Below are 12,675 nucleotides of genomic sequence, written 5' to 3'. Positions count from 1 at the left end.
AATTACGATCACCCCATGCCCACCACCGCCCTGCACTGGCTCTCAGAGGCCGACGACACGATCCGCGCAGAGATCCACGCAGTCGTGCACGACGTAGTGGCAGCGGGCGGCGCGGTCGGCTACCACGAGCCCCCGGCCCACGACCGGATCTCAACCTGGCTGGACACCGTCCTGAAGCAGGTCCGCGACGGTGACGCGGCCTTCGCGGCCGTGACCGTGGACGGCGTGGTGCGCGCGGTGGGCCTGTGGCGCCGAGGCTCGACCGCCGTGTTCCAGCACCGCGCAGAGGTCCAGCAGGTCATGGCCCACCCCTCGGCCCGTGGCCTCGGGCTCGGCAAGCGGGTGATGGAGGGCCTGGTCGAGAACGCACGTGCGCACGGCATCGAAATCCTGATGCTGGGTGTGCGCGGCAACAACCACGGCGCCATCGAGCTGTACGAGAGCCTCGGGTTCCGCGAATGCGGACGGATGCCGAACGCGATCGCGGTGGGCGACGAGAGGTGGGACGACGTGTCGATGTACCTGCCGCTCGGCTACCCGGAGGGAACCCGTCTCAACGGGGCAACGGCAGGCGGCCTGGGCAGCAGCCCGCGAAGGGCCTGACAACGCGAAGCCGGCTCAACCCGCGCGCACCCGGTCAGGCCGGACCACGATCGTGCCGACCGTGTAGTTCCCCCACAACGTCGTATGGATCAACATCCGGGAATCCACCGACAACATCGTGAACTCGGGCACCCAGAACTCCCGCCCGTCCTCCTCGAACCGCCACCCGCGAAAGTGCCGGCACGCATCCCCGGCGACGTCCAAGGAATCCACGCCGTCCCGCAACCGGACCCTGACCCACTCGAACCGGCTTTCACCGTCCCCGGGATCCCGGAAGTCCACCGGGAAAAGGCACTCACGCCGCTCGTCGAAGAGTTCGTACTCGACGGCCATCCCCCACCAGTCAGCGTTGACCTTCGCCGCGAACCCGGGGTCGTCGATGCTCACCGCACGCGTGTCGAAGCGTCCGTGCTCGGTCAGGCTGGAAGCCGCGCTACGACCGGGTGGGGTGGGAAAAGCGGGCTCGTGATCCAGCAGGCCGAGGAACTCCAGCCCCACAACGGCGAGATCTGCGGCGAGCTGCGTCCTGGAAAGTGGCACAGCCCAGAAAATAACAACGACCCCAACCGATTTTCACCGGTCAGGGCCGCCACAGCGAAAACCTCAGAGGTTCGGGAACCAGATCTTGATCTCACGCTCGGCCGACTCGGCCGAGTCGGACCCGTGCACCAGGTTGTACTGAACCTCGGTGCCGAAGTCCCCGCGGATCGTGCCGGGCGTGGCCTTCTCGACGGGGTCGGTCCCACCGGCGAGCTGACGGAACGCCGGGATCGCCCGAACACCCTCCACCACGATCGCGACCAGCGGCCCACCGGTGATGAAGTCCACCAGGTCACCGTAGAACGACTTGCCGTCGTGCTCGGCGTAGTGCTGCTCGGCGGTGGCGCGGTCGGCGGTGCGCAGCTCGAGAGCGGCGAGCTTGAGGCCCTTGCGCTCGATGCGGGCGATCACCTCGCCAACGAGACCACGCTCAACGCCATCGGGCTTAACGAGAACCAGGGTGCGCTCGGACACGACGGTGTGACTCCTCGAAACAGGTACGGGATGTGCCGACAAGGGTAACCGCGCACTTCCGACGCCCTCCGGGAGGGCTGTGACGGGGGCTACTCCCACCGCCCCGCACACGGCGGCGATACGTTCTGCGAGTGAGTGCAAAGCACACGGGTTCCGCGCTGACCGGCGCCGCCGTCCTCTTCGTTCTGCTCAGGCTCCTCGCGGTGTCCGGATATGACTGGCACACGAGTTTCGCCCTGCTTCACACGCTCGAACTGGACGACGCCCCAGGCCTGTTCCTCGGTACGTTCATGGCCGACGACCGCATCAGCACGGTTCTGCTGATGATCGTCACCCCGGCCACGTTCTTCTACTTCCTGAACACCCGCAAGGACCCCGAGCGCCACAACACGACGTCACTTCTCGCCCTCATCGTGCTCCTGGCCCTGATGGTCTCCCACACCCTGACCTACCACCGCTGGTGGCTGTCCGCGGGAGCGGTGGTGATCGGCACGGCCATGGTTCTGGCCATCCGCAACGCCCGTTGGGTACTCAAGTGGTTCGCTTGGCTGGTGGCCGGCTCCGCCTTGGCGGTGGCTGCCATCGTCAGCACCCCGTGGGTCCCGAAGGAACGCATCAACGACGCCCAAGAGGTCTACGTCTTCGAGACCAGCCCGGGCTTCCTCAAAGTCCTCGACGCGAAGGACCGCAAGTTCACGATCCTGCGCACCGAGGACGTCCAGAAGCGAGAAGAACTAGCCGACCACTAGTGCACCGGCACGGGCTGAGCAGAACGGTCCACGGAAACCTGCCGCAGCACGAACACCGCCAACCCGAGGGCCACCGTCACGAGCGAGGCCGAGATCCAGAACGCCAGGTGGAACCCGGAGGTCAACGCCTCCAGCCGCCCGACACCGGAGGCCAGCAGCGACGACGTGTAGCTGGTCGACGTGGTGGCCAGCACCGCCAGCCCCAGCGCCCCGCCCACCTGCGCGGTCGTGTTCACCAGCCCGGAAGCCAGCCCCGCCTCGCCCTGGGCGGCGCCCGACATCGCCAGCGTCATCAGTGCCGGGAACGACAGGCCCATCCCGATGCCCAGCGGGGCGACGGCGGGCAGGATGTCCGCGAGGTACGAGCCGTCGACCGGCACCTGCGCGAACACGATCATGCCGACCAGCATGAACAGCAGGCCCACGATCAGCATGTTGCGCTCGCCGAACCGTGAGTTCAGACGCGCCGACAGCGACACCGAGAACACCGCGATCGCCAGCGCGACGGGCATGAACGCCAGGCCGATCTGCAGCGGCGTGTACTGCAGCACGAGCTGCATGTACAAGGTGCCGAGGAAGAACAGGCCGAACATGCCGGCGACCATGGAGATCTGCACCAGGTTCGCGCCCGTCACGTTGCGGGACCGGAACACCCGCAACGGCAGCAGCGGCTTCGCGGCAGTCCGTTGGCGCACGACGAATCCCACCAGCAACGCCACGGCGACGGCGCCCAGGCCCAGCGTGTGGGCGGAGCCGAAGCCGTAGTGCTCCGCCTTGACGATCGTGTAGACGCCGAGCATCACCGCGGCCACGATCAGCAACGCGCCGAGCACGTCCGCGCCTTCACGCAGGCCGAGACCGACCGAGTCCGGCACCAGGCGCACCGCGGCGACGGCGGCGACGATGCCGATCGGGATGTTCACGAAGAAGATCCAGTGCCACGACATCGCGTCGGTCAGCACACCGCCGAGCAGCAGGCCGAGGGACGCGCCCGCCGCCGCGACGAAGCTGAACACGCCGATGGCGCGCCTCTGCTCCCCCGGCTCCGGGAACATCGTCACGACCATGCCCAGCGTCACGGACGTGGCCAGCGCACCGCCCGCACCCTGCACGAACCTCGCCACGATCAGCATCTCGGAGCTGAAGGACAGCCCGCACAGCAGTGACGCGACGGTGAAGACGCCGAGGCCGATCAGGAACACCTTCTTGTGCCCGATCAGGTCGCCCAGACGACCCGCGAGCAGCAGCAGACCGCCGTAGGCGATCAGGTACGCGTTGACGACCCAGGCCAGCCCGGCCTGGCCGAAGTCGAGGTCCTCCGCGATCGCGGGCAGCGCGACGTTCACGATCGTCTGGTCCAGCACGATCATCAACATCCCCGCGCACAACACGATCAGCGCCAGCCAGCGCGTGTCGGTCTTCGATCCCCCTGAAGTCATGAGAGGAACCGTAGCAGATAGTTTTGTACGGGACTATCTGTTAGCTGACGGCATGACGCAGAGCACGTTTGCGAGGCGGCTTCTCACACGGCACGGGGGTGCTCAACCGGCCTTCCACCAGCCGGGTCAGGCCGCTGACCAGGCCAGAACGCTCGTCGTCCGGCAACGAGCCCAGGACGCTCCCGACAACGTCCGAGTACACGTCGTCGGCCTTCGCGACGATCTCACGCCCCGACTCGGTCACGACAACAACGCGCGCACGGCGGTCCGTCGGCGACGGCTTGCGCTCGGCGTAACCAGCGGATTCGAGCGCGTCCATCGTCACGACCATGGTCGTCTTGTCGATGTCGACCATGTCGGCGATCTCGGTCTGCGTGAGTCCCGCGTCCAGCGCGCTCGACAGAACGCAACGGGCTCGCGGACTCAGACCGATGTCCGCGAGCCTCGCCGTCAGCTCTGTCTCGAGCGCGTGCGCCGTCCGATGCAGCAGCATCATCAGGTCAGTACACCCCGTCGTGCCCATGAGCACCACGGTACCAAACTAATCTGGAACAAAACTATTTCTCAGCGGAACTATCGCTCCAGCACGACGACCGAACGCGCGGCTCCGGCCTTCTTCTCGCTGGTCACGGCCTTCCAGTCCCCTGCGGGCAGCGTCACGGCCTGGTCCGTCGGGAACGGGTTGATCACGACGACCAGCCCGCGACGAGCCGGGTCCACGTCCGGCCCGGCCGTGTCGTCGACGTGCATGACGATCACACCGGACTCGGCGGCGGGGAACGACACCTTCTGCTGCACCAGGTCCGCCGACCCCAGCGAGAACAGCGGTGACGACTGCCGGATCCGCAGCAGTTCCAGGGTCGCGTCCAGCGAGGCCTTCATGTCCGCGGAGGACGGCTTCGGCCCGGCCAGCAACGGCTTCGCGTACGGCCACTTCGACTCGTTGTCGGCCTTGGGCGGCAACCCGCGACCGAAACCGTTGTCGCGCAACGACGGGTCGTAGGAGTTGAACCAGTCGCCCGAGTCGTAGCTGTTGCGGTCCAACGACTTCGAGCGCAGGAACTCGGTGCCCGCGTGCACGAACGGCCGCCCCTGCCCGAGCAACGCCGGCGCCAGCGAGACCGTCTGCATCCTCACGCGGTCGGCCATCGACGTCTCCGGCTTCAGCTTGTACATCAACGCGTCGAACAACGCCTCGTTGTCGTGCGCGTCGACGTACGTGATCGCCTCCAGCGGCTGCCCGGTGTACCCGGCGGGAGAGCCGTTGTACTGCACGTCGCGGCCCGACACCACCGGCCCGGCCGTCGACCGGAACCGGTACGACGCCATGTTGCCCGCCATGCCGAGCTTGACCAGGTCGCTGTAGTTCTCCAGCCGCGCGGCCACGTTCCCGTTGGCAGGCGAGGAGTTCACGTCCCCGGCCAGACCGGAGCCGAGACCCTGCACGCGCGGGTCGTCGTCGAACGGACCGCCGCCGCGCACCGCGTCGCGCAGCCTGTCGCTGAACGTGCCGATGCCCGTGCCGGCCATGTTCGCCTGGGTGGCCTGCTCGAACCGGGCGTTGCCGGCGACCTCGCCGAAGTCCCAGCCCTCGCCGTAGACGCCGATCCTGCGCCCGTCCACGCCGTCGCGTTCGACGGTCAGCGCGTCCAGAGCCGCCCGCACCGCCAGGATGTTCGCCTTCGGGTGGTGGCCCATCAGGTCGAACCGGAAGCCGTCGACCTTGTAGTTGCGCGCCCACCGCACCACGGAGTCCACGACGAGCTTGCCCATCATGGCGTTCTCGGTCGCGGTGTTCGCGCAGCACGTGGAGTTCGCTACCGAGCCGTCGAGGTTGAGCCGCTGGTAGTAGCCGGGCACGACCTTGTCCAGCACGGACGTCGGTGCGTCGCCGAACGCCGCCGTGTGGTTGTAGACGACGTCCACCACCACGCGGTTGCCGTTGTCGTGCAACGACTTCACCATCTCGCGGTACTGCTTCGAGCGCGCGGCGCCGTTCTGCGCGTCCGCCGTGGCGTACGAACCCTCCGGCACGTCGTAGTGGAACGGGTCGTAGCCCCAGTTGAAGCCGTCACTACCGGCCACCGCACCGACGCAGGCCTGCTGCTGGTCCGAGTCCGCGGGCAAAGACGCCAGGTCGCAGGCCGGAGTGGCCTGGTCGGAGCGCTTCTCGGGGATCGTCGCGATGTCGAACGTCGGCAACAGGTGCACGGTGTCCATGCCCGCCGCGGCCAGCGTCTTGAGGTGCTTCATGCCGGTCGAGTCGCGGTGCGTGAACGCCTTGTACGTGCCGCGATCAGCAGCGGGCACCGACTGGTCGTTGATCGAGAAGTCCCGCACGTGCAGCTCGGTGATCGCGCCGCCCATGCCCTTCGCGACGTCCTTCGACCACCCTGCGGGCATCGAACGGCTGTCCTTCAGATCGGCGAACTGCGAGTGCGTCGAGTTCACCGACAGCGCCACGGAGTACGGGTCGGTGACCACGACCGTGCGCTGCCAGTTGGTGACCTCGAACTGGTAGTACTTGTTCTTCCAGTCCCCCGTGCCGGTCCACGACCCCGAGGCGTCGTCGCGCTTGAGCTGCACGACCTTCTTCGGTTCGCCGGAGGGCTGGTCGAACAGGCGCAGCTTGACGTTGGTCGCGGTCGGCGCCCACAGCCTGACCGACGCGCGGTCGCGGTCGAACGTCGGCCCGAACGTCAGTTTCGTTGCGGCAGAAGCAAATCGATCGTCCAGCACGCCTGCGATCTGCACGCTCGTGCGGTGCCGGATCGCACCACCCGCGTCGACGTGCACGGCGGAGAGCTTGTCCCGCAACGCCTCGTCGACGAACCCGCGCACGGCGAACACCGGCTTCCCGCGAAGGTGCGGGAACTGCGCCGGCACCTCCTCGGTCGTGGGCGACAGCCGCAGCACCCGTGCGCCGTACTCGAGCCGGTAACCGTCGGACTGCACGGCCGGCACGTCCCAGACGACCTTGTCCTTCGAGATCCAGATCGCCTTGGCCTTGGTCAGGTCGTCATCGGCGGCCGGTCCGACACTGGACGGCAGCAGGTAGGTCTCGTTGCCCTGCAGCTGCCACACCTCGTTGCCCTTCTGGCCCAGGTCCAGGAACTGGTCCGGGCCGGGATCCTTGGTGTCACCGCGGTGCACGATGTAGCTCAGACCCGCCGCACCGGCCGCGAGCGGCACCGACCAGTAGACGCCGAACTGGTCACGCCCGTCCGGCACCCGCGACTGGTTCCAGCCCGGCGAGGGCTCCGCGGAACCCGTCCAGTGGTACATCGTCCAGTCGGTGTAGTCACCGTCCGCGCGGTTGTAGTGGATCACCGCCCGGCTCTCGGCGGCGGCCTTCGAAGCGTGCACCTTCCCGCCCGCCACCCACGAGTGGCCACTCGTGAACTTGCCCGAAGCCTCCGCGGTCGTGCCGCGCACGACGGAGAAGTCGGTGGTGGGCGGGAGTTCCGCGACGCCGCCGGTGAACGGCACGTCAGCCCGTCCGGCAACACGCACCACGGCTCCGGTGGCGTCACCGACGTAGTGCACGACCGCCTTGCCCGTGGCCGCCTGCTCGGACGCGTACACGGCCGGGTCGCCCTGCTTCAGCCACACCTCAGGCGTCACGCTCGGATCCACGAACCGGTCGACCGACGTGTCCTTCTCGTCGCCCTTGTGCGCGATGAGCCCGACCGACTTGGCGCCCGGCTTCAGCTTGATCCACGCGAACCGCCCGTAGGTGTCCTCCCCCGCGAACGGCAGCGGGGCGCCCCACTCGGTCGGCGTCTCGACGTCGCCCCAGGCGTGCAGGCCCCAGCCGTCGTAGTTGTCGCGCGCGTAGTGCACGACCAGCCAGTCCGGGTTCTTCGTGCCGGGGTCCGGGACCGGCGGCGCGGCCACGAGCGACACGAACGCGCCGTCCGCGCCGATCTCACCGGACTTCGCCACCACGCGCAGTTCGACGCGCTTGCCGACGGCCGCACCCGGAAGTGCCGACAGGTCAGCGAAAACGCGGTAGGGAGCGGCGTCGTCGGTGCCGAGCACGGTCCAGTCGCGGGTGCCCTCGACACGGGCGGCGAAAGTGGCGGCGGCGTTCGGTGCGCTGATGCCGTCCGCCCGGAGCTCGACGCGCTTGTCCAGCACGGTTCCGGCAGCCGGGGTGACCAGCACGGGCGCCGGCTTCGACTTCGCGACGTCGCTGGTTCCCTTGAGCACCAAGGAGGACAGCGCGGGCACGGTCACCGTGACGCGGCCGTTCTGGACCTGGGCGTTCTCGAAGGCCGAGGACGACACCGGCACGGTGACGGTCGCGGGCGCGGTACCGGCGTTGGCGACGACGAGGTGCTCGCGGCCGAGGATGCGGCTGAACGCGAACACGTCACCGTCGGCGTACCGGAGCACCTGGTTGCCATCACGCCACACCGGATCGCGGTCGACCTGTGCGGCCAGTGCCTTGAGCTGCTGGTACAACGGGTGAGAGGTGTTGAAGTTGTCTTGAGCGCCCGTGCGGTCGGAGCCGACGAGCTTCTCCGCCATGTACTCGGGCGTCTTGGAGGCGAACATGTCCTGACGTGCGAGCTTGTCGCCGCCCGTGCCCGCGAAGCCCTGCTCGTCGCCGTAGTAGACGACCGGGTTGCCACGCCACAGGTACATCAGCTGGTTGCCGAGCTTGAGGCGCTCCAGCAGTTCGGCGTCCGAGATGCCCGGCCGGTCGTTGCGGATCATCCACGCGATGCGGCCCATGTCGTGGTTGCCGAGGAACGTGGGCAGCGACGAGGCGTTGGAGTCGGCGTCGATGTAGCGGTCGTCGTCCAGCAGCACCTCGCCGAGACGCTGGGAACCCTTGCCGGACAGGAAGTTCAGCGCGCTGCTCTGGAACGGGAAGTCCAGCGTGGCCTGCATGCGGCCGTCGGTCGTGTACTTCGAGGTGTTCTCGGGCGAGGAGTCGAAGACCTCGCCGAACACGAAGAAGTCCTTCTTGCCCTTGCGGTTCGCGTACTGCTTCACGTGCGGCGCGAGGGCCTGCCAGAACTCGAGGTTGACGTGCTTGACGGTGTCGACGCGGTAGCCGTCGATGTCGAGCGTGTCGATCCAGCTGGTGAAGATGTCCTTCATGCCGTTGACCACGCGCGGGTGCTCGGTCATCAGGTCGTCGAGGCCGGAGAAGTCGCCCTGCTCGCTCGACTCGCCGGAGAACGTCGAGTCGCCGCGGTTGTGGTAGAGCGTGGAGTCGTTGAGCCACAACGGGTACTTCGTCTGGCCGTCCTTCACCGGCGTGTACGGGAAGGACTTGGCCGCGTCGAGCTTCGGGAACGTGGACTTGCCCGCGTAGTCCGCGATGTCGAACGGCTTGCCGTCCGCGTCCAGGTACGGCTGCGCACCGGTCGAGACGTACTGGGTCTTGTTCTCCGCGTACTTGATCACGTCGGCGGTGTGGTTCGCGACGATGTCGAAGAAGACCTTGATGCCGCGGCGGTGCGCGTCGCGGATCAGGTCGCGCATCTCCTGCGTGGTGCCGAAGTGCGGGTCGAGCTTGGTGAAGTCGAGCGTCCAGTAGCCGTGGTACCCGGCGCTGTCGCCCTGCACCCAGCGGTTGAGGAACATCGGCGTCATCCAGATCGCCGTGATGCCCATGCCGTCGAGGTAGTCGAGCTTCCCGTGCAGGCCCTTGAGGTCACCGCCGTGGTAAAAGCCCTTGTCAGCGGGGTTGAAGCCGTTCTCGGCGGCGTTCGAGCGGCCCCGGTCGTTGCGGGGGTCGCCGTTCGCGAACCGGTCGGGCATCACGAAGTAGAAGCGCTCGCCCCGCAGGTCGTCCCGCTTGGGCGGCAACGCGAGTCTCGCGTCCCCGTCGCGCACACCGGGCGCTATGTCCACCACCTCCCCCACGGCCAGGCGTTGCGGTGGAGCGGCAACGGCCTGAACGGGTGTCAGGGGGAGCAAAACCAGTGCAGCGAGCGCGGCGACGACCCGACGCATCGCGACCTCCTTGTCGCAAACTCTTGCAGGGTTGCTGCACGAAACCACGACAAACAGCGAGAAACAATACGTCGACTACTGCAAATGTTTGCAATCAGCCCGCCGGACGACGGTAGGTGATCGCCATCCGCAGCGGATGCGAGCGCCACTCGTTGACCGCCAGGCCGGCGATCACGCCGATGCCCTCGACCGACTCCGGTGTCGCGGGCGCGCTGCGGCTCGGTGCGCCCGCCAGCGGTCCCTCGGTCGGCGGTGGCGAGAACTGGGCGACGACCACCTGCTGTCCCTCGTGCGGCTGCACGGCCAGGAGGACGTGCGGATCAGCCTGCTCGCCCTGGTTCTCGATCGGTTCCAGGGAAAGGTGCTCACCGCGTTCCGCCGCCACGCCCGCCATCCGGCCCGCCCACTTGAAGGCGTCCATGACGTCGTCGTCGGTCAGCGCCGCGTCGGCCTCGGGCAGCGTGACCTGCTGCAGGTGCGTGCCGTGCGCGGTCATGTTGCCGTTGGTGGTGAAGCGGTCGGGGATCATCGCCTCGCCGGTCTCGACGTCGATGAGCAGCATGTCGCGAAACCGGGTCTCGGCGAGCGGCGACCGGCCCATGAGGCCGCGGCCGAGCATCTCCGTGAGCTTCGGGTCGGACGTGTGCCAGTACGTCGTCTGCTCGCCGATCTGCAGCCCGACGAAGCCCTTGACCGGCAGGCTCGGCAGCGCCGTGACGAGACTCTGACCCGGCCCGACCGGCGGTGGCGGCGCCTGGACCCTGAACGGCGGCAGCGAGGCGAACCCCGGATCCACCCGTGCCGTGCGAGCCACGTGGTGCGCCCACTGCCGTACCCGCGTCAACGGGTGTTCGGGGAACCGTGCGTCGTGACGCGGATCGTCGCCCGCGTGGAACGGCAGCACGCCTTCCAGCTCGGGGGCGTACGGGTGCGGCTTGAGCCAGTTCTGGAACCCGATCTCGGCCGCCAGGATGGCCTCACGCGTGCCCGTCATACCGCGTTCCAGCGCGCCGAGCTGCAACACCGCGCTGCAGCTCTCCTTGGGGATGGTGAACGAGCCGACGAACACCTGCCCGTTCGGCTGGTTCGGCAGCGGCATCTTGACGATCCGCAGCAGCGCGGGCGCACCGCCGAGCTGGACGACGTGGGCCTCGATCAGGCAGCCGGTCTCGCCGTGGATCAGCGCGAGGTCGTGCCTGAGCCTCGGCAGGTCGTCCAGCCCGGCCGGCAGATCGGGGACCAGGCCGTAGTAGGCCAGTTGTGCCTGGTCACCGCTGGGGTGCTGCCAGGTGTTCTGGTCGAGCTGACGGAAGCCGGTGGTGTCGAACGAGATGGGCACCCACCGACCCTACGACCCGCGTCAGGCGGCCCTCAGCGTTTTGGACCAGAGCGAGGCGCCTGTCGCGTCGCGCAGCCACACCGTGAGCTCGTGCTGCGACGCCTTGACCTCGCCGAAGTGCTGGAACCCGTCCAGCGGCGAGGTGTTGGCGGCGGGCGGGGCGTGCACGAACTCCGCTTTCGGGCCGAACGTCGGGTCGAGCGTGTTCGGGCCGAACGCGCCGGCGTGCAGCGGACCGGACACGAACTCCCAGAACGGGTCGAAGTCGCCCACGGCCGCGCGGTCGGGCGAGTAGTGGTGCGCGGCGGTGTAGTGGACGTCGGCGGTCAGCCACACGGTGTTGTGGACGCGGCGGCGCTTGAGCTCCCTGAGCACCCAGGCGATCTCGTGCTCACGGCCGTTGGGCGCGCCCGGCAGGCCGTTCGCGACGCCCTCGATGTCGGCGCCGTCCGGGACCGTCAGTCCGACGGGCAGGTCCGCCGCGATGATCTTCCAGGTGGCGGTGCTGCGGCTGAGCCCGTCGACGAGCCACTTCGCCTGCTGGGCACCGAGGATCACGCCCGGCTTGTCCTTGGGCGAGGTGTTCTTGTCCTTGTAGGTGCGCATGTCGAGCACGAAGATCTCGACGTTGCGGCCGTAGGAGAACTTCCGGTAGACCCGCCCGTCGACGGCGCGCTTCCGGTCGATCGGCATCCACTCGTGGAACGCCTGGAAAGCCCGCTGTGCCAACACGTCCACGCGCTTCTCGGTGTAGAGCGGGCTGTCGAGGATCTCGCCGGGGTACCAGTTGTTGGTGACCTCGTGGTCGTCCCACTGCGCGTAGACCGGGACCTGGGAGGCGAAGCGCTTCACGTTGTCGTCGAGGAAGTTGTACGCGAACTGGCCGCGGTACTCGTCGAGCGTCTCGGCCACCTTGGACTTCTCCGGCGTGACGACGTTGCGCCAGATCCGGCCGTCCGGGAGCGTCACGCTCGCCTGCATCGGGCCGTCGGAGTAGACGCTGTCGCCGCTGTGGATGAAGAAGTCCGGCCCGCGGTCGGCCATCGCCTTGAAGATCGGCATGCCGCCGATGTCGGGGTTGATGCCCCAGCCCTGGCCCGCGACGTCACCGGACCAGACGAAGCTGACCTCGTCGCGTCCGATCGGGGCGGTGGTGAAGCTGCCCGTGACGGCCTCGCTGCAGCTGCGGCCGTGCAGGTCCTCGGCCGTGACGCGGTAGTGGGCTGGGCGGCCGGGCAGCAGGCCGGAGACCCTGACCTGCCCGGTACCGCCGGTCTCGGGCGTGAGCAACGGGCCGCGGATGCGGCGGGAGTGACGGAACCTCGGGTCGTTGGACACCTCGACGAGCATTCGCGAGGGACGGTCGGCGCGCGTCCACACGATGCCGCCGTCCCAGGTGACGTCGCCGGACTGCACGCCGTGGGTGAGGATCGGGCGGTCGGTCTTCGCGAAGCTGATGCCCGAGGGCACCAGCGCCGCGGCCGTCCCGAATGCGCCTGCCTTGAACAACGTACGACGGTCGAAGGTCATGCGCGGTTTCTAGTCGCCGGTTCTGGCC

At 68.2% G+C, this 12,675-nt stretch carries 9 protein-coding genes; 2 read left to right on the top strand and 7 right to left on the bottom strand.

Annotated features, from left to right (window positions below):
* The first annotated feature begins 15 nt into the window (after positions 1-15).
* A complete protein-coding gene (locus ACSHWB_RS22725) occupies positions 16-603 on the top strand; it encodes a GNAT family N-acetyltransferase (protein WP_439664011.1) in 588 nt (195 codons plus the stop codon).
* 15 nt (positions 604-618) lie between these two features.
* On the opposite strand, the gene ACSHWB_RS22720 is transcribed toward ACSHWB_RS22725, so the two are convergent.
* Both ACSHWB_RS22720 and ndk read right to left on the bottom strand, forming a co-directional pair.
* Entirely contained in the window at positions 619-1,143 is a 525-nt protein-coding gene (locus tag ACSHWB_RS22720) for a hypothetical protein (protein ID WP_439664010.1), read from the bottom strand.
* A 63-nt stretch (positions 1,144-1,206) separates the two neighbouring features.
* Complete coding sequence (gene ndk, locus ACSHWB_RS22715; RefSeq protein WP_439664009.1) at positions 1,207-1,617, bottom strand: nucleoside-diphosphate kinase; 411 nt, start codon at positions 1,615-1,617, stop codon at positions 1,207-1,209.
* A gap of 131 nt (positions 1,618-1,748) precedes the next feature.
* Here ndk and ACSHWB_RS22710 point away from each other — a divergent pair, with 131 nt between their 5' ends.
* The gene (locus ACSHWB_RS22710; RefSeq protein WP_439664008.1) at positions 1,749-2,366 is read left to right on the top strand and encodes a hypothetical protein; all 618 of its coding nucleotides are present in this window, start codon (positions 1,749-1,751) and stop codon (positions 2,364-2,366) included.
* Here the strand turns inward: ACSHWB_RS22710 and ACSHWB_RS22705 are convergent.
* The 5 genes from ACSHWB_RS22705 to ACSHWB_RS22685 form a co-directional block, all read right to left on the bottom strand.
* The gene (locus ACSHWB_RS22705) at positions 2,363-3,805 is read right to left on the bottom strand and encodes a DHA2 family efflux MFS transporter permease subunit (RefSeq protein ID WP_439664007.1); all 1,443 of its coding nucleotides are present in this window, start codon (positions 3,803-3,805) and stop codon (positions 2,363-2,365) included. The two genes, ACSHWB_RS22710 and ACSHWB_RS22705, sit on opposite strands and share 4 nt — an antisense overlap.
* 40 nt (positions 3,806-3,845) lie before the next feature.
* Complete coding sequence (locus ACSHWB_RS22700) at positions 3,846-4,328, bottom strand: MarR family winged helix-turn-helix transcriptional regulator (protein ID WP_439664006.1); 483 nt, start codon at positions 4,326-4,328, stop codon at positions 3,846-3,848.
* 50 nt (positions 4,329-4,378) lie between these two features.
* Positions 4,379-9,778 carry a pullulanase-type alpha-1,6-glucosidase gene (gene pulA / locus ACSHWB_RS22695; RefSeq protein ID WP_439664005.1) on the bottom strand — a complete coding sequence of 1,800 codons (5,400 nt, stop codon included), beginning with the start codon at positions 9,776-9,778 and terminating at the stop codon, positions 4,379-4,381.
* Positions 9,779-9,872: 94 nt separating this feature from the next.
* Positions 9,873-11,117: a hypothetical protein gene (locus tag ACSHWB_RS22690; protein ID WP_439664004.1), complete on the bottom strand. Its 1,245-nt coding sequence runs from the start codon at positions 11,115-11,117 to the stop codon at positions 9,873-9,875.
* Positions 11,118-11,138: 21 nt separating this feature from the next.
* A complete protein-coding gene (locus ACSHWB_RS22685) occupies positions 11,139-12,647 on the bottom strand; it encodes an alkaline phosphatase D family protein (protein ID WP_439664003.1) in 1,509 nt (502 codons plus the stop codon).
* Positions 12,648-12,675: the final 28 nt, after the last annotated feature.

Source organism: Lentzea sp. HUAS TT2 (assembly GCF_051853195.1).
Taxonomy (GTDB): Bacteria; Actinomycetota; Actinomycetes; order Mycobacteriales; family Pseudonocardiaceae; genus Lentzea.
This window is presented reverse-complemented; position numbering and strand designations above follow the sequence as displayed.